This is a genomic window from Nocardia sp. NPDC050630 (assembly GCF_044457245.1).
GTDB lineage: Bacteria > Actinomycetota > Actinomycetes > Mycobacteriales > Mycobacteriaceae > Nocardia.
The window spans coordinates 126,625-143,864 of the sequence record NZ_JBITGN010000008.1 but is presented as its reverse complement, the minus strand read 5'-3'; the positions used below and the strand labels follow the sequence as shown (position 1 = coordinate 143,864).

Here is a 17,240-nt window from a genome sequence, read left to right as displayed (position 1 = left end):
GGCGATCCCTGAGGTCCCTGTTTCCCGGGGCCCGGACACCGGAAGGTTAATCGTGCACCCGTTCACGATCCCCCCGGAGGAACCCCCACTATGCAGCCGAGCTACGTCCACCACGTCCGTCGGCACGTAAGCGAATACGGGGATACGAGGTCCTACACCTATCTGCGTGAGGTCGGTCGCGAGCTCGTCGAGGATATCGTCACCTACCGCGAACTCGATCGCGATGCCAGGGCCGTGGCCGCTTGGTTGGCCGATCGGCCGGAATCGACGCAGCCCGTTGTGCTGCTCTACCAGGACGGTATGGCGTTTCTGCGAGCATTTCTCGGCTGCCTGTACGCCGGCGTCGTGGCCGTTCCCGCGCCACTGCCGCACTACGAGCGCAGCGCCGACCGGGTAGCGGGCATAATCGCGGACTCCGGTGCCCGGTTGGTGCTCACGACCAGCCAATTCCAGCCGCTGGTCGCGGCGGCCACGACGGCGGTCGTGGCCGCCACCGACGGTCCGCTCGGTGATCCCGACGTCTGGCAAATGCCCGATATCGACTCCGGGACGATCGCATTCCTGCAATACACCTCGGGATCGACCGGCATCCCGAAGGGCGTCGTCGTGACGCACGGCAATCTCATGCACAACGAGGCGGCCATCGCCGCCGGCGGCGAGCTGGACGATACCGCGACCGGTGTCAGCTGGATCCCGAACTTCCACGACATGGGCCTGATCGGCTTTGTGCTGGGGGCGGTGTACTTCGGCGCGAATCTGGTGTTCATGTCGCCGACGACATTCCTCAAGCGTCCGGTGCGCTGGCTGCAGGCCATCAGCAAGTATCGAGCAACCTACACCGGGGCGCCGAATTTCGCATACGACCTAATCGTGCGCCGAGTGACCGACGAGCAGCTGGCAGATCTCGATCTCAGCAGTCTGCGGTCCGCGTTGTGCGGCGCCGAGCCGGTTCGCGAACGGACCGTGGCGGCGGTAAACGAGCGGTTCGCGGTCGCAGGATTGCAGCCCACGGCATTCCTGCCGGCCTACGGCCTGGCGGAGGTGACGCTGCTCGCCAGCTACGGACGGATCGACGCGGCACCGGTCTACCTCGACGCCGGACGCGATACCCGGCTCGTCAGCTGCGGACGCGCGGCGCGCGGTCTCGACATCCGCATCGTCGACCCGCACACGCGCAAACAGGTGCCGGACAACACCGTCGGCGAGATCTGGATTCGCGGCGAGAGCGTTACGGCCGGCTATTGGAACCGTCCCGACGAGACCCGCGACACCTTCGACGCGCACATCGGCACCGAGGGGCCGTTCCTGCGCACCGGTGATCTCGGTCTGCGGCACGACGAGGAGCTGTTCATCGCCGGCCGACTCAAGGATCTGCTGATCATCAACGGCCGCAACCTCTATCCCCAGGACGTCGAGGAACTGGTGAGCGAACTGCATCCGGCACTCGCCGGCAGCGTCGGCGTGGCCGTATCCGTCGACGCGGGGGGCCGGGAACGAATGGTCGTACTGCAAGGCGTCAAGAAGGCGCTGCTCGGCGAGGCCACGCTGACCGAGCTGACCTCGGCGATCAAAATCGCGGTCGCCCGCGGGTTCGATGTGCCCGCGCCGAATGTCGTTCTCGTAGAAACCCGTTCAGTGCATCACACCACCAGCGGCAAGGTCCAGCGCAGCTCGATGCGGGCGGCGTTCCTGGAGGATCGCGTCGAGGGTGTGCTGCACGAAGATCTCGAACCGGCACTGAGCCGATCACTGACCGTCTGACCGACCCGTACCGCCGAGGAGCCGAATATGTTCGATACAGCCGCCGCCTGCCCGACAACAATCCAGGGCTGGCTCGTGAAGCGCGTCGCGGACTACACCGAACGTGCACCGCACCAAGTGGATCCGGCGATTCCGCTCGCCGAACTCGGCCTCGACTCCGCTTCGGCGGTGACCCTGTGCGGTGAGATCGAGGACCGGTGGTCACTCGATATCGACCCGACCCTGGTCTTCGACTACCCCACCATCTCCGATATCGCCGCCCACCTCGCCGCCGAATTCGCCCACGCCGCATGACCGATATCGCCATCGTCGGCCTCGACTGCCGATTCCCCCATGCCCCCGATCCCGCCGCACTGTGGCAGATGCTGCTCGACGGCCGAGATGCGATCTCGGAGGTGCCCGCGAACCGCTGGCACGCCGACGACTTCCACGATCCGGCCGGTACCCCCGGCACCATCAATACCCGCAGCGGCGGATTCCTCGACGACGCGGACGCGTTCGACCACGAATTCTTCGGTATCGCACCGCGCGAGGCCGAGGCGATGGATCCGCAACAGCGTCTGCTGCTGCAGGCCACTTGGCGCGCCTTCGAAGACGCCACGCTCGACCCGCGGGCCCAGTCAGGTTCGCGCACCGGCGTTTTCGTCGGGGTGATGGCCAATGAGTGGGCGAATCTGCAGATGAGCGATTATGCCGCGATCACGCCGCAGCACGGTTCGGGCAATGGGTATTTCATGACCGCGAACCGGCTGTCCTATCAGCTCGATCTGCGCGGTCCGAGTATCGCGGTCGATACCGCCTGTTCGTCATCGCTGGTCTCGGTCCATCTCGCCTGCGGTGCCCTGGCTTCCGGCGAATGTGATCAGGCGGTCGCCGGTGGCGTGAATCTCGTTCTCACCCCGGCCGTCGGTGTGTTCTACACCCAGGCGGGACTGTCCGCGCCCGATGCCCGCTGTAAACCTTTCAGCGGCAACGCCGACGGCATCGTGCGCGGTGAGGGTGTCGCCGTGCTCGTACTGCGGCGCCTGGACGATGCGGTGGCCGAGGGGCTGCCGGTCTACGCGGTGATCAAGGGCAGCGCGGTCAACTCCGACGGCCGCAGCAACGGCATCACCGCGCCGAACCGGTGGGCACAGCAGCAGGTCATCACCGAGGCATACCAGCGGGCCGGAGTACGGCCGCAGGACGTGGACTTCATCGAAGCGCACGGCACCGGAACGATTCTCGGTGACATGATCGAGATCAAGGCGCTCGGCGCACTGCACGGGACGAACCGCGCCGAACCATGCGGCATCGGTTCGATCAAGGGCAATCTCGGTCATACCGAGGGCGCTGCGGGAGTCGCCGGACTGATCAAGGTCGCGCTCGGTCTGCACCATGGTGTGGTCGCGCCGACGAGATTCGCCGAGCAGGAAAATCCCCGGCTACGGATGAGCCACCATGGCCTGCGCCTGGTCGCCGAAGCGACACCATTGCACGGACCGGCGCTCGGCGGCGTCAGCAGCTTCGGGATCGGTGGCACGAATGCGCACATTGTGCTGGGCAGCGCACCCGCGAGGACAGCTCCGGCGGCGTCCGGCGGCGGCGTGCTCATTGTCTCGTCGAATGACCAGGAAGGATTGCGGCGCAACGCGCTTCGTCTTGCCGACGCATTGGCCATGGTGCCCGAGGATCGGTTCGCGCAGCTGTGCTGGACCAGTAACCAGGTCAAATCTTCCGGGCGCACTCGACTGGCGATCGTCGCGGCGGATCGTGCCGACGCCATCACCCGCCTGCGCGACGACCCGGAAGTCGGTGTGGCAGAGACGGTCCGCATCGGCTGGATGTTCACTGGTCAGGGTTCGCAATTCGCCGGAATGGCAAGGGCATTGGAAGCGGCGAACCCATCGTTCCAGCGGGCTCTGTGGGCAGTCGACGACCGCATGATCGAATACCTGGGTCGCTCGGTGCGCGACCTGCTGCTCGATGAGAGCACCGATATCGACCACACCGAGCTCGCCCAACCCGCCATCTTCGCGATGGAATACGCACTCGCCCGGTCATTCGCCGACGCGGGCGTGCGGCCCGCATGGCTCATCGGACACAGCATCGGCGAATTCGCGGCCGCGGCCGTCGCGGGCGTTTTCGACCTCGACGACGCATGTCGACTGGTGGTCGCGCGCGGTCGGCTGATGCAGCGGTTGCCCGAGGGCGGCGCGATGCTCGCCGTGCACGCCGACGAGGACCGGGTTGCCGATCTGGTCGCGGACGAACCCATGGTCGCGATAGCCGCCGTCAATGCGGGCGCGGAACTCGTGCTTTCCGGTCCCGGAGCCGCGCTCGACCGGCTCCGGGTCGCGCTCGAGGCACGTGGGATGAACACCAAGGCGCTCACTGTTTCCCATGCGTTCCACAGTCCATTGATGGCACCGATGCTGGCCGAGTTCGAAGCTGTCGCCCGTGGTTGCACCTACCGGACACCGAACATTCCCATCTACTCGACTGTGCGCGGCCGATTGCTCGACGAATCCGAAGCGATGGATGCCGCGTACTGGACCGAACACATCCGTGCGACAGTACGTTTCGCCGAGGCCATCGAGGCCGCGCTCGGTACCGAGCCCAGCCATATCATCGAGCTCGGCCCGCGCCGGGTCCTGACCCCCATGGTCAGCCGGATACGGCCGGAGCTGACACCGCGCTGCCTGGTGCCGAGCCCCGGACCGCATGCGACCGGCACCGAATTCGCACAAACCCTTGCCGCGCTGTACCGCGACGGTTCCACCCCCGATTGGGATCAGCTCTACCGACCGGCCCAGCGAGTCCGTCACCGCCTGCCGACCTACGAGTTCTCGACCGCACACCGTTTCTGGGTCGAACCCGACACCCACACTCCAACTTCCACACCACCCGAGGCAACAACCACCATGGACCAGTTGATCGCACTTTTCCGCGAGCAGGCCGCCGTATTAGCCAGTGTCGCAACGGCATCCACCGAGGTACGCACACCGCTGCCGGACGCCGACCGGACGGCTGTCGGTCACGGGGAGGTCGCTGGCATCGTGCGCGCGGAGATGGCCAGGGTCAGCGGATTCCCAGCCGACCGACTACGCGACGACCACACGATCACCGATGGCCTCGGACTCGATTCGATCATGCTCACCGACCTGTTCGGCGGACTCGTCCGCAAACTTCCCGGACTGACCATTGATCCGAGCTGGTTCACGCCTGCGACGACGCTGGACGACGTCATCGGCCACGTCGCGGCTCAGGTCACCGGTGCGCCCGCGCCCGAACCCGAACCGGAACGCGTCGCCGTCGCGCCGGAGTATCGGATCTGCGAGTTCGACGAGGTGCGGGCGATCGGTGATCGGCTCTCCGGCGCCGAGGCGCTCGGGCTGTCCAATCCATACTTTCTGATCAACGATGGCGTCACCCGGGACACCTCGGTGATCGACGGCGCATGCGTGCTCAACTTCTCCAGCTTCAACTATCTGGGCCTGTCCGGGCATCCGGCGGTCGTGACGGCGGTGCAGGATTCGGTCGCGCGCTACGGTAGTTCGTGTTCGGCCAGCCGCGTGCTCTCCGGCGAGAAGCCGGTACACCGCGAACTCGAGGCCGAACTCGCCGGTCTGCTCGGCACCGAGGATGCGATCGCACTGGTCGGCGGCCATTCGACGAATGTCACGATCATCGGACATATCGTCGGCCCGCAGGATCTGGTGATCCACGACAGCCTCGCGCACGACAGCATCCTGCAGGGCTGCAAACTGTCCGGCGCGACGCGGCGGCCGTTCCCGCACAACGACCATGCGGCGCTCGACCGGCTGCTGACCGAAATCCGGCACCAATACCGCCGTGTGCTGATCCTCATCGAGGGCGTTTACAGCCAGGACGGCGATATTCCGGATCTGCCCTCGATCATCGAGGTCAAGCGGAAGCATCAGGCGCTGTTGATGATCGATGAGGCGCACAGTATCGGTGTGCTCGGCGCTAACGGTGGCGGCATCGGGGAATACTTCGATGTCGATCGCGGCGACGTCGAATTGTGGTCCGGCACAATGTCGAAGGCGCTGGCTGGCTGCGGCGGCTATGTGGCGGGCAGCGCCGAACTGATTCGCTTCCTCAAATACACCACGCCGGGATTCGTCTACAGCGTCGGCATGACACCGATGAATGCGGCGGCATCGGCGGCGGCGATCCGCCAACTGCGCGCCGATCGCACACCGCTGGATCGCCTGCGTCACAATGCACAACTTTTTATGCGGCTGGCCCGCGATGCGGGTATAGACACCGGTGACAGCGCGGACACCCCGATTATCCCGTGCATCATCGGCGACTCGATGCAGACGCTGACACTGTCGAACGCGCTATTGCGCCACGGCATCAATGTCAACCCGATCCTCTACCCGGCGGTACCGGAAAACCTTGCCCGCCTGCGCTTCTTCATCACCGCATGCCACAGCGAGGAACAGATTCGCGACACGGTAAAGATTCTCGCTGAGGAGTTGGCCCTGCTTCGGTCAGCTGGCCGAGCCGAACTCCCTACCGATTTCGGCGAATAACACCGGGGCATCGGCACCGAAGGTGACCGCGGCGGTATGCAGCGCGTCTATCGCCGCGGTCAGCGCGTCCGGATCCATTGCGTGCTCGATGGCGCTCAATGCGAAGTGGGGGCGATGCACCGGACCTTATCGAACGGATTCGTCCGCGAACGCCTCGACACACCGAGCGATGCGACAAGTTGGCGCGACCTGTCCTCGGCAGGTCCGAACTCCTCCTCGTCCAGACGCCCGAAGGCGGTCTCCATGTCATCGAACGGCGCGGGCAGTGGTCGCCCTTCATTCAACGCCGTCAATGCCGGTGCTACCCAGGGTCTTTCGGCGATGCCAGCCAACTCACAGGCCTTGACCGCGCACCGTTGAGCCAGCCGCCGCAAGGTCGGCTCATCCATGGCGGCGATCGCCTCGGCCAGCGGGCGATCGAAACGAGCCAGTTCCGCAGCCGAAAACTGATCGCTCGGTTTCGGTATCGGTTCGCCGCCCCATTCGGTGCGCGCCATCTCCGCTTCGAGGTCAGTGGCCCGGATGCGTCGGGAACCCGTGGAATCCATGAGGAGGACCCAGTCCTCATCCACGAAATCCTCGGCTGCTGTTCGCTCGGATATCGGCACATTCTCCGGGATGCCGTGGCCGGGCATATCCCACTGCCGGTGCGGCAGGAGATCACCACCGTCGTCGGGCCACAACCGGATCCGCCAGATATCACCGGGCGTCGTGGTTCCCGGCCATCCATAGCTCACGAATCCGCGACCGCTGACTTCGATCAGATAATCACCGGGCGGAACCGGGCACGGATCGGCCCAGGTACTTGGCGGCGACGAAATACTCAGCGTTCCATCGGAATCCACGCCGAGCCGACCCTCGCAGATCTGCTGCCAGTCGTCGCGATCATTCGGCGGCCTGTCATCCCACACCTGGACCGTGATCGACATCTCGAAGTTGTTCTGATGCGGACTCAGCACGAGCAGAGCGGTGCCGTCGCCCGCGCACGGCCGCTGCGCCCATGCCTGATCGAGCAGGTCGAGTTCACAATCCGGATCGCCGAAACCGCCGTCTATGCAGAACTGGCCGTAATCCATCATCAGCTGGACGGTATGCTCGGCAATTCGGTTCGCCCCGTTGGTCATTCGGTCATCCTGGCATGGCGATGCCGATTCGCGAACCGTCTATCCGGCCAGCCGCCCCGCCGCGATGGCGAGATCCTTATCGCCGCGACCGGAAAGACCGAGTACCACGAGCGAATCGGCCGGGAGCTCGCCGCGCTCGGCCAGCTCGAGGATATAGCCGACGGCGTGGGCGGATTCGAGGGCAGCAATGATGCCTTCAGTGCGGGTGAGCGCGTGCAAGCCGCGCAGGGCCACCGCGTCGGTGGCGGTGCGGTAGGTGACGCGACCGGTGTCCTTGAGATAGCTGAGTTCCGGGCCGACGCCCGGATAGTCGAGCCCGGCGGCGATGCTGTGGGTCGGCGTGACCTGTCCGTCGTCGTCCTGCAGCAGATAACTGTAGGCGCCGTCCATTTCACCGGGACTGCCCGCGCTGAGGGTGGCCGCGTGATCACCCGTTTCGACGCCGCGCCCCGCCGCCTCGACACCAACCAACTGGACGTGCGGTTCGTCGACGAATGGGTGGAACAGGCCGATGGCATTGCTACCGCCGCCGACACACGCCACCAGATAATCCGGCAGTCGGCCTTCGGATTTCAGAATCTGCATTCGGGTCTCGCGGCCGATGACGGTTTGCAGATCACGCACGATCATCGGATACGGTGCGGGACCCGCCGAGGTGCCGAACAGGTAGTGCGTGGTGTCGAGATTCGCCACCCAATCCCGGACCGATTCACTGATGGCCTCCTTGAGCCTGCGGCTGCCGGTCTCCACCGGACGCACCTCGGCGCCGAGCAGCGTCATCCGCATGACGTTGGAGGCTTGGCGGCGCATATCGTGCGCGCCCATATAGATCACGCATGTCATGCCGAGCATCGCGCAGACGGTCGCCACCGCGACGCCGTGCTGACCGGCACCGGTCTCGGCGATGATCCGGGTCTTCCCCATCCGCTTGGCCAGCAATCCCTGCCCGAGTGCATTATTGATCTTGTGCGCACCCGTATGGGTCATATCCTCGCGTTTCAGATACACCCGCACGCCGGGCACCGCGAGCAACTCGGCAAAGCGCGGCACCTGATGCAACAGCGTCGGACGACCGACCCGGGTGCGCAGCAATTCGCGCAGTTCGTCACGGAATCCGGCATCGGCCCGCGCCAGCGCATAGGTCTGTTCCAGCTCCAGCAGCGCCGCCATCAGACCTTCGGGAACATACCTGCCGCCGAACTCGCCGAAGCGCCCGCGCTCGTCCGGAAGTGTGCTCGATAGCAACGCGCCCCGCGAGACATGATCAATAACCATCCACACCAACGCTTCCTGCCGCGAGTCCTCAGCACATGTCTACTGCGACTCGCCGCCCGGCGCGCGCCCGCAACGAATTAGTTAACAGTCTCTTTAGGTTCCCGATTCGGGATTCACCGCATCGAGAGCGCGGTGACACCGCCAGTTCAGCTGTCAGACCAGCAAATCCGGGCGATTGCGTGTGGGCCAGTTGGCTAATCCTTTGTCCGCTCGGCGATCTGTCCGCTGTACACCGCACGCAACGAGGCTGCGGCGAAGGCCGCACAGTAGTCGATGAGATCGTCCATCGGCACATCCAATCGACCGCCCTGCTTCTCCACGATCACCCGCTCCAACATCCCGACCACCGACAGCGCGAAGATATCGATGACCTGCGCGGGCGGCTGAATATCCGGCCCCGCCCCGATGGCCGTGGCCGCGACCAATCGGGCAAAGCGCCACAGTGCCTCGCGCATCCGATATTCGGCACCGGCCGCCGTGGGTTCGACGAATACGATGCGCAGTTTGCGCGGATCCTCGGCCAATGCGGTGAGATACGTGCCGATCCCGGCCCGCAGTTTGCGCGTGCCGCGCGGCTCGGTCGCCTCCACCGCCACTGCCACGGCCGCGAACAATTCGTCGATGACATGGTCGAAAACCGCGGCGAACAACTCCTTGGTACCGGCGAACGATTCGTAGAAGTACCGGTCGGTCAATCCGGCCGCTCGACACAGATCCTTGACGCCGGTGGCGGAATATCCGCGCGTACCGAACAGCTCCAGCCCGGCTTCCAGGAGTTTGCTCCGCCGCGCCGCGACTCGATCCTCCGCACCGATACCGCCATAGGTCCGCACCGGGCGTCGCTGCATCGTCATCTTCGCATTGTCTCCCATCTCGACCCGCGATCTGATAAATATGACGATCGAGATAGTCAGATTTAGGGGGTCGTGCAGTGACAACTCGACATCGGGACAACCAGATCAGCCGACGCTCGCTGCTGCGCGGCGCGGCCGCCGTGGCGGGTGCCGCGGGATCGGCGGCATCGACCGGAATCGCGGCCGCCCAACCGAGTCCGCGACGCCGAAACGGCCCGGCGCGCAATACCGTCGCAGTGCTCGGCGCGGGCATCGGGGGACTGACCGCGGCGCATGAGCTGGCCGAGCGCGGTTACGCGGTAACCGTTTTCGATCGAAAGGAGCTCGGCGGCAAGTCCCGCACGATTCCGCTGCCGGGCACCGGAATCGGCGGGCGCGCTGCACTGCCGGGCGAGCACGGCGCGCGCGGTTTCACCTCGTTCTATCACCACGTGCACGACACGATGCGTCGCATTCCGCTCCCCGGCACCCGAAAATCGGTGTACGACAATCTGGTTCCGTTCTCGGTGGGCAATCCGCGCTATCCGCGCTCGGGCAATCTGCCCGACGGGTTCCCGCTGATGTTCGGTTTCTATTTCGATCCCGCGCAGGCGCTCACACCGGAAGGGTTGCAGCGCATCCTGGTCGAGGTGTTCATGAAGAACAATCTCGTGCCGCTGCCGGAAGCCATGTATATGGCCGGGCGGGTCATCACCTATCTGACCTCGAGCGAGGAACGTCGCTTCGGCCAGTGGGAACATGTGAGCTGGTGGGAATATGTCGGCGCGGCAAGCAGATCCGCAGAGTTCCAAGCGCTGGCCGCCACCGGTTTGACCCGAGCGCTGGTGGCCGCCAAGGAATATGTGGCAAGCACCAGGACCATGGGCAACATGATGGAGGGCTTCTTCATCGCACTGATGCAGGAACTGAGCGGCGGTCCGAAGGTCTACGAGGTGCTCAACGGACCCACCAATGAGGCCTGGCTGGATCCATGGATTTCGCTACTGGAGGGCATGGGTGTGCAATTCCGGCCCGGCCACGCGCTTGCCGAATTCGTGATGGCCGACGGTCGCATCGGCGGTGCGCGCATTCGGCGACCCAATGGCGGCACCGAAGTATTCGACGCGGATTGGTATGTCTGCGCGGTGCCGACCGACCGAGCACGACGGCTGTGGTCACCGGAAATCCGCGAGTTGGATCCGGCGCTCGGCCGCATGGATGCGCTGACCCTCGACTGGATGAACGGCATGCAGATGTTCGTCACCGAGAAGCTGGACCTCGGTAAGGGATACAACATTTACCTGGACGCACCGTGGCGGCTGACCTCCTATACCCAGCGGGCCTTCTGGAATGTCGATTACGCCGCGAAATACGGTGACGGATCCATCGTCGACGGCCTCACCATCGATATCGCCGATTGGGATACTCCGGGCATCCTGTTCGGCAAGACCGCCAAGGAATGCACCCGCGCGGAGATCTACCAGGAGACCTGGGCGCAGATGACCGCAGCGCTCAACGACGACGGCCGAGTCCAATTGAAGGACGGCATCGTCGGCGCGTGGATGCTCGATCCGGGTATCGAATGGGCGGACGGGCAGAATACGAATGACGAACCGCTGCTTGTGAATACGATCGGATCGTGGGCCGACCGACCGACCGCGCGCACGCAGATCCCGAATCTGTTCCTGGCCGCCGACTACGTGCGCACCAACTTCGATCTCGCGACCATGGAGGGCGCGAACGAGGCGGGCCGCACAGCGGTGAATGCGCTCCTCGATGCATCCGACTCCCCCGCCGCTCGCGCCCAACTCTTCACCCGCGATTCGATTCCCGCTTTCGAACCGTTCCGTCAGATGGATGCCGCCCGGTACAGGGCGGGTCAGCCGAATTTATTCGATCTCGGCTGACGACTGTCCGACCAGGAGCTAGTTGAGCGGTTCTGACAGGTCGGTCTTCAGATGTTCGAGTCCGGCCCGGATCCGGGATTTGACCGTGGGGAGACCGACGCCGAGACGCGCCGCCACCTCGGGATAACTCAGACCCGAGTAGTACGCGAGCGCGATGGATTCGTGCTGGAGGGCGGTCAGATGGGTGAGGCTACGGCGCAGGGCGTCCCTTTCGTCGTGACGCACTGCCTCCTCGGCCACCACATCGGTGGGGGGCTGATAATCGCGACTACCCCATGAGTGATTGTGGTCCGTGGTGGCGCGTTCGTGCCGGACCCGGTCCACGGCTTGGCGATGGGCCAGCATCCGCAACCAGGTGAGCACGGAACCGCGGCACTCGTCGAACCCGATCGCGGAGCGCCACACCTCGAGGTAGACGTCGTGACAGGTCTCTTCGGCGTACCCCCTGTCCCGGACTATCGCCAGCACACGCTGGTAGACCAGACCGCGGGTGCGGCGATAGAACTGCGCGAACGCCTCTTGGTCGCCGTCGGCGATGCGATGTACCAATTCGGGATCGACATCATGGGATTCGATATCAATCGGATCACGAACCGGACGGGGAACGCGCCGCAGCGTGGTTGGAATTCGTTCGGGCCGATGCGGAATGTGTTCGGACCGAGATGGAACGAGCAGGATCACGATTGCCCCCAGACAAACAAATATGCGGCAAGCAGGTTGATTTCGACGCATGGAACTGCGTCGAAGCAGACCGTCGAGGGCACGGACGGCACTGGCGGAGAACGGGATCCGGCCGGGGACTGGGGCCGATAGTCCAACTTTCACATTACCGCGCCGCAGGCGAACGATCATGCACTTTCACGCAGCAATGGGTTTACTCAGACCCGCAGACCGAGTTCGACGATCCCCTTCGCCACGGCATGGACGGCGACCCGATTCTTGCGTGCATGCGTGCGGATGAGCTCGAACGCCACCTCCGGCGTGGTCCGCCTGGCATTGGCGATAACACCCTTGGCCTGTTCGATGACGATCCGCGAATCCAGCGCGTGCTGCAGCTGCGCGGTCAATTTCTGCTGCTGGCGCAGCACGTTGGAATTGACGATGTGGCCGGTCGCCATGCTCGCCAACAGTCCGCCCACCGAGAGATCCTGATCGGTCCAGACCCGTGGGCTCGGACCGTACAGGCCCAGCGCGCCGACCGTGGTCTCACCGACCCGCATCGGAATCTCCGCCAACGAGGACAGCCCGTGCCGGACCGCCTCGGCGGCGAACTCCGGCCAGCGCTCGCTGTGTCGACCGATATCGTCGATCGCGATGGGTTTGCCAGACCGGAACGCGTCCACGCTCGGACCACGCTCACTGCGATGCTGACACAGTTCCATGGCCACCAACTCGTCCGGAGCCGCGGTGGCCATGCGGGAGCACTCATCGGGCGTGAGCGTCTCGTCCGGCATCAGCATGACGGTGCAGCCGACCAAGTCGAGCGCGACGATCGCGCTGTTCATCAGCTGGCGCACCATCTCCGCCGTGTCATCCATAGCGGGTAGCAGTTCAGCTAGTTGCGCTGCCGCGGCAACCAACACCTTGTTGTCAGACACCCGGATCACCCCGCATGCGCGAAAGTCGGTCGTCCCCTCAAGTCCCGCGCCGCACTTGCTGACCTTTCCATGGTATGGCTAAGCGAAGTCACGCACCACAATTTCGACACCACCATCCTCCTTTGAATTGTCCAGCCACTCATCGGATTCCGTTGACCAGCCATCCGATAGCAGTCGACATGACTACTATTCGGATGCCACCATGGACGACGGGCTCGACCCGACCGTGCCGCGAAGATGTGCCCGGTGAGGCTTATTTTTCGCTGAAACTCTCCGTAAAAATGTGCCGCATCACCGCGGTAGCAATCACCGCGACCAGGAGACTGCAATGGCGCCTCCGTTCGACGATCGGCAGCGGGATCGAGCATCCGAGCCGCTGCCGGATTCGATCCAGTTATTACGATCACTTGTGCGCACGGTCGACATGCTGGCTAGCGATTTCGATCTTGTCGAACTATGTCAGCAGCTACTGGAGGCCTGTACCCACATCACCGGCGCGAGTGATGCCGGATTGTTGCTAGCCGACCAACGTGGTGAGCTCCAGGTACTCGCCTCAACAAGCGAGTCGGCCCGACTGCTCGGTTTGTTACAGCGCGAGGGGCCGAGCCTGGATGCCTACCGGAGCAGGACCACGGTATCGGCTTCCGATCTGTGTGCCGATAGCGTGCGGTGGCCGGAGTTCGCACAGGCGGCATCGGCCGCCGGGTATCGCTGCGCCTATGCCGTGCCGCTGCGGCTGCACCGCGACAGCGTCGGTGCGCTCACCGTTCTTGCCGCCTCGGCTGCCGCGCTCGGGCAGCCGGACTTGCGCATCGTGCAGATCCTCGCCGATATCGCGGCCGTCGGCATCGCGCAGCACGTGGTGCTCGCGCAGGACGCGACAATCCAGGCGCAGTTGCCGACCGCGCTGAACACGCGCGTGGCCATCGAGCAGGCCAAGGGGGTACTGGCCGAGCGCGGGGACCGCGATATGGATCGTGCATTCCACATCATGCGCCGATACGCCCGCGCCACTGGACGGCGGCTCACCGATATCGCCGGTGACATCATCGACGGACGCATCGATCCGCGTGCCGACGCGGCGGACTGAGTCAGGTATCGAAGCGCAGACCATTGTCCACGACCAGCGCCGCGACCTCTGCCAACGACAGCCCGTTCGCGAAGGCATAGGCACGCAGCCGCGCGTAGGCGTCGGAGGCGCGTATATCCAACTGCGCGAGCACGATTCCGGCCGCCTGATGGATCGTGCGACTGGTGAGCGGCTGATCCCACCATTGCGCGGCGGCATGCGCGGATTTCGCCGATCCGGCCACCAACTGCGCGATGACCAGATCGGCGATATGCAGCCCCGCCGAAATCACATACGGTTCCGGTTTGCCCGGTTCGCTCCGATACAGATCGAGCACACCGAATCGCACCACACCCAGCTGTAACGGCACCGCCACCATCGAACCCGCCACCATCGCCCCGGCCACCGCGACCCGGTTCAACTCATCGGCGAAACCCGGCCATCGCACATCCGTTTCGGCCAGATCGGTGACCAGCACCGGCACACCGGCGACGACGGCGTCCATGGCCGGCCCCTGCCCCGCGGTGGCCTGCACCGCCTCCACCCGCGCCGCCACCGAATCACTTGTTGCCCACGGCTGCAGTCCGGCATCGTGCTCCTGGATCAGGATCGCGGCACGCTGCACCGGCAGCACCCGCACACAGGCGCCGCACAGGGCGGTCATCCGACCGCCTTCGGCCGACAGCTTCGTCAGAAACTCGAGGGCCGACAAAAATTCATCGGTCAACTGATCGAACTGCCCCACACCATTCCTACGAACTCTCTGCACCGTCATCCCTGCCACGAGATCGACGGTCCCCTTGTTCCAGGATTCGTCACGACCCCGGCACTGGACCGCAACTACGCCGCGGGAAATACGGCGGGGCGGCACCGCAAGAATACGAAACACCGATCGTCCACACCAGGGCCGAATGTCCCATGGTCGCGGCGAGCAAGCAGGTCGGGTGCGGGGATCAGCCCATCATGGGATCGATCACCAGTGCAGGCCCGGAATTACCCGGGTAACCCGTGCGGCCGGGCTCGGCAGCGCCATCAGCGGCAGTACCACGGGTGCGAGGTAGGACAGCGCGCTGCGCCCGGAGTCCCGATCGTCCTGTGTCTCCTCGACCGTGCCGGGCGCCACGGTCTGCTTCCCCTGTGCCGCATGCGATTCACCGAACCAGCGGAACCCCTGGTGCATGATCGTCCGCTTGACCGACGGCATCAGCAGTTCGACCGCCTGGGCGAAGGTGCCGACCGGAGTGTCGATGCGGTGCGGGCGATCCTCGATGGCGCGCACCACGATGGCGGCGGCGCGGTCGGGATCCGGCACCGGCAGCGAGCGGTAGAGATCGGTCGGGGCGATCATCGGCGTGCGCACCAATGGCATGCGAACCGAGGTGAAAGTGATTCCAGCATCCCGATTTTCGACCGCAGCAATCTCGCTGAAGTTGTCCAGCGCGGATTTGCTCGCCACATATGCCGCGAAGCGCGGCACCTTGGTCTGCACGGCGATCGAGGAGATGTTCACGATATGTCCGAAACGCCGCGCGCGCATCGACGGCAGCAGCGCGAGAATGAGTCGCACGGCACCGAAGTAATTGACCGCCATGGTCCGCTCGAAATCGTGCATCCGGTCGGTGGAGTTGACCACCGAACGACGAATCGACCGTCCCGCGTTATTCACCAGATAATCGACATGGCCGTGATCGGCCAACACCGCGGCAACCAATTCGTCCACACCGTCGGAGTCGGTGATATCGCACGGATAGGCATGGGCGACACCCCCTTCGGCGCGCACCGACTCCGCCGCGGCGTGCAGATCGTCCACACCGCGCGCCACCATCAGCACGGTCGCACCGCGCTGCGCGACGGCGTGGGCCGTAGCCAGCCCGATACCGGAGGACGCCCCGGTGATCAGGACGACGCGGCCGTCCAGCCGATCGCCACTGTCGCCGGGCCGACTCCGGTTCGGGTCCAGGTTCTCGGCCCAGTACTGCCACAGGCGCTCGGCGTAGCTGTCGAACGACGGCACTGCCAGACCCGTCCCGCGCAACTGCGCCCGGGTGGAGTCGGAGACGAATTCCGCCGTGAACGAAGTGTGCGGTGCGACCTCGGCCGGAATTCCCATCTGCTCCAACAGGAAATCGCGAACGGTCGAGACGCCCGGGATATGTGCGAGCCCGTTCAGTGCGAGCCCGCTGCCGGGCACCGTGCCGATTCCGGTCGGCGCACCCGCCGCGGCCGCGAGCGCAGCGTAGATCTCGCCGAACGGTTGCGGTTCCGGGTTGACCAGGTGGAATGTGCGTCCGTCGAGTCCCTTGCGGCGCACCAGTTCGACCATCGCACCCGCCACATAATCGACCGGCACGATATTGGTCGCACCCAGATCCGGCAGCAGCATCGGCAGTTCGGCAGGCAGTGCGCCCAGGCGCGAGATAGCGGGGAAGAAGTAGTACGGACCATCGATCTTGTCCATCTCACCGGTGCGCGAATCGCCCACCACGATCGCGGGCCGGTACACCCGCCAGCGCACCCCCTTGGATTCGCGGACGAGCTTCTCCGCGGCGAACTTCGTCCGGTGGTACGGCGAGGTCAACCGCTGCCCCAGGTCGAAATCCTCCTCGAAGAATTTGCCCTTGTGGTCGCCGGCCACGGCCACCGAGGAGATGTGGTGCAGCACCGCGCCCAATTCGCGGGCCAGCTCCAGCACCGAGCGCGTACCCGCGACATTGGCCGCGTGCGCGGTCTCCTCGTCGGCGGTCATGTCGTAGACGGCGCCGAGATGGATCACGTGGTCGGCCTCAGGCGCTTCCTCGATCAGACCGAGGCCTTCGGCGGTCAGATCACCGAGCATGGGAAAGGCACGTTCGCCGCCGGTCCAGCCCGCGGTGAGTTCAGTGAATTTCGCCAGCGACGCGGTGCGAACGAGCACATGCACAATGGCTTCGGAATCAGCCGCCAGAAGTTCCTGAACCACCCGCCGGCCCAAGAATCCGGTTCCGCCCGTCACGATGAAAGTCGTCATCGCATTTCCTCCTGCTGTCGCACTCGAATCGAGTTGTCACACAAGCGCGCCCGACATGCAGCAGTGAATGCGGACATCATTGATTCGGCTTATCGGCAAGTAGTTTGCTGAGCCAAAAGCAGGGA

General features: G+C 64.9%; 13 protein-coding genes. 5 read left to right on the top strand and 8 right to left on the bottom strand.

What is annotated here, in order from left to right; translation table 11 throughout:
- The first annotated feature begins 90 nt into the window (after positions 1 to 90).
- Genes ACIBG0_RS21775 through ACIBG0_RS21765 form a run of 3 tightly spaced genes read left to right on the top strand, consistent with a single transcriptional unit; the run spans position 91 to position 6,302 of the window.
- Positions 91 to 1,761: a fatty acyl-AMP ligase gene (locus ACIBG0_RS21775; RefSeq protein WP_397034779.1), complete on the top strand. Its 1,671-nt coding sequence runs from the start codon at positions 91 to 93 to the stop codon at positions 1,759 to 1,761.
- Between the two features lie 27 nt (positions 1,762 to 1,788).
- Complete coding sequence (locus ACIBG0_RS21770; RefSeq protein WP_397034778.1) at positions 1,789 to 2,055, top strand: acyl carrier protein; 267 nt, start codon at positions 1,789 to 1,791, stop codon at positions 2,053 to 2,055.
- Complete coding sequence (locus ACIBG0_RS21765; protein ID WP_397034777.1) at positions 2,052 to 6,302, top strand: type I polyketide synthase; 4,251 nt, start codon at positions 2,052 to 2,054, stop codon at positions 6,300 to 6,302. The genes ACIBG0_RS21770 and ACIBG0_RS21765 overlap by 4 nt, the downstream gene beginning before the upstream one ends.
- Here the strand turns inward: ACIBG0_RS21765 and ACIBG0_RS21760 are convergent.
- The 4 genes from ACIBG0_RS21760 to ACIBG0_RS21745 all read right to left on the bottom strand — a co-directional run bounded on the left by ACIBG0_RS21760 (position 6,261) and on the right by ACIBG0_RS21745 (position 9,555).
- On the bottom strand, positions 6,261 to 6,422 hold the full coding sequence (locus ACIBG0_RS21760) for a hypothetical protein (RefSeq protein WP_397034776.1): 162 nt from the start codon (positions 6,420 to 6,422) through the stop codon (positions 6,261 to 6,263). The two genes, ACIBG0_RS21765 and ACIBG0_RS21760, sit on opposite strands and share 42 nt — an antisense overlap.
- On the bottom strand, positions 6,398 to 7,426 hold the full coding sequence (locus ACIBG0_RS21755; RefSeq protein WP_397034775.1) for a hypothetical protein: 1,029 nt from the start codon (positions 7,424 to 7,426) through the stop codon (positions 6,398 to 6,400). The genes ACIBG0_RS21760 and ACIBG0_RS21755 overlap by 25 nt, the downstream gene beginning before the upstream one ends.
- Positions 7,427 to 7,465: 39 nt before the next feature.
- On the bottom strand, positions 7,466 to 8,701 hold the full coding sequence (trpB, locus tag ACIBG0_RS21750; RefSeq protein WP_397034774.1) for a tryptophan synthase subunit beta: 1,236 nt from the start codon (positions 8,699 to 8,701) through the stop codon (positions 7,466 to 7,468).
- Positions 8,702 to 8,895: 194 nt separating this feature from the next.
- Positions 8,896 to 9,555, bottom strand: a complete 660-nt coding sequence (locus ACIBG0_RS21745) for a TetR/AcrR family transcriptional regulator (protein ID WP_397034773.1) — start codon at positions 9,553 to 9,555, stop codon at positions 8,896 to 8,898.
- A 77-nt stretch (positions 9,556 to 9,632) separates the two neighbouring features.
- On the opposite strand from ACIBG0_RS21745, the gene ACIBG0_RS21740 reads away from it, so the two are divergent.
- Positions 9,633 to 11,441, top strand: a complete 1,809-nt coding sequence (locus ACIBG0_RS21740) for an FAD-dependent oxidoreductase (RefSeq protein WP_397034772.1) — start codon at positions 9,633 to 9,635, stop codon at positions 11,439 to 11,441.
- Positions 11,442 to 11,459: 18 nt separating this feature from the next.
- Here the strand turns inward: ACIBG0_RS21740 and ACIBG0_RS21735 are convergent, their stop codons facing one another.
- Positions 11,460 to 12,122: a sigma-70 family RNA polymerase sigma factor gene (locus ACIBG0_RS21735; RefSeq protein ID WP_397034771.1), complete on the bottom strand. Its 663-nt coding sequence runs from the start codon at positions 12,120 to 12,122 to the stop codon at positions 11,460 to 11,462.
- A gap of 197 nt (positions 12,123 to 12,319) precedes the next feature.
- On the bottom strand, positions 12,320 to 13,039 hold the full coding sequence (locus ACIBG0_RS21730) for a GAF and ANTAR domain-containing protein (protein WP_397034770.1): 720 nt from the start codon (positions 13,037 to 13,039) through the stop codon (positions 12,320 to 12,322).
- A 328-nt stretch (positions 13,040 to 13,367) separates the two neighbouring features.
- Here ACIBG0_RS21730 and ACIBG0_RS21725 point away from each other — a divergent pair, with 328 nt between their 5' ends.
- The gene (locus ACIBG0_RS21725) at positions 13,368 to 14,129 is read left to right on the top strand and encodes a GAF and ANTAR domain-containing protein (RefSeq protein WP_397034769.1); all 762 of its coding nucleotides are present in this window, start codon (positions 13,368 to 13,370) and stop codon (positions 14,127 to 14,129) included.
- 1 nt (position 14,130) lies between these two features.
- Here the strand turns inward: ACIBG0_RS21725 and ACIBG0_RS21720 are convergent, their stop codons facing one another.
- A complete protein-coding gene (locus ACIBG0_RS21720) occupies positions 14,131 to 14,853 on the bottom strand; it encodes a GAF and ANTAR domain-containing protein (RefSeq protein WP_397034768.1) in 723 nt (240 codons plus the stop codon).
- Between the two features lie 228 nt (positions 14,854 to 15,081).
- Positions 15,082 to 17,115: an SDR family oxidoreductase gene (locus ACIBG0_RS21715; protein WP_397034767.1), complete on the bottom strand. Its 2,034-nt coding sequence runs from the start codon at positions 17,113 to 17,115 to the stop codon at positions 15,082 to 15,084.
- Positions 17,116 to 17,240: the final 125 nt, after the last annotated feature.

Coding starts and splice junctions, on each gene's coding strand:
- ACIBG0_RS21775 (WP_397034779.1), top strand. CDS start 91: ATGCAGCCGAGCTACGTCCACCACGTCCGTCGGCACGTAAGCGAATAC.
- ACIBG0_RS21770 (WP_397034778.1), top strand. CDS start 1,789: ATGTTCGATACAGCCGCCGCCTGCCCGACAACAATCCAGGGCTGGCTC.
- ACIBG0_RS21765 (WP_397034777.1), top strand. CDS start 2,052: ATGACCGATATCGCCATCGTCGGCCTCGACTGCCGATTCCCCCATGCC.
- ACIBG0_RS21755 (WP_397034775.1), bottom strand. CDS start 7,426: ATGACCAACGGGGCGAACCGAATTGCCGAGCATACCGTCCAGCTGATG.
- trpB (WP_397034774.1), bottom strand. CDS start 8,701: ATGGTTATTGATCATGTCTCGCGGGGCGCGTTGCTATCGAGCACACTT.
- ACIBG0_RS21745 (WP_397034773.1), bottom strand. CDS start 9,555: ATGACGATGCAGCGACGCCCGGTGCGGACCTATGGCGGTATCGGTGCG.
- ACIBG0_RS21725 (WP_397034769.1), top strand. CDS start 13,368: ATGGCGCCTCCGTTCGACGATCGGCAGCGGGATCGAGCATCCGAGCCG.
- ACIBG0_RS21715 (WP_397034767.1), bottom strand. CDS start 17,115: ATGACGACTTTCATCGTGACGGGCGGAACCGGATTCTTGGGCCGGCGG.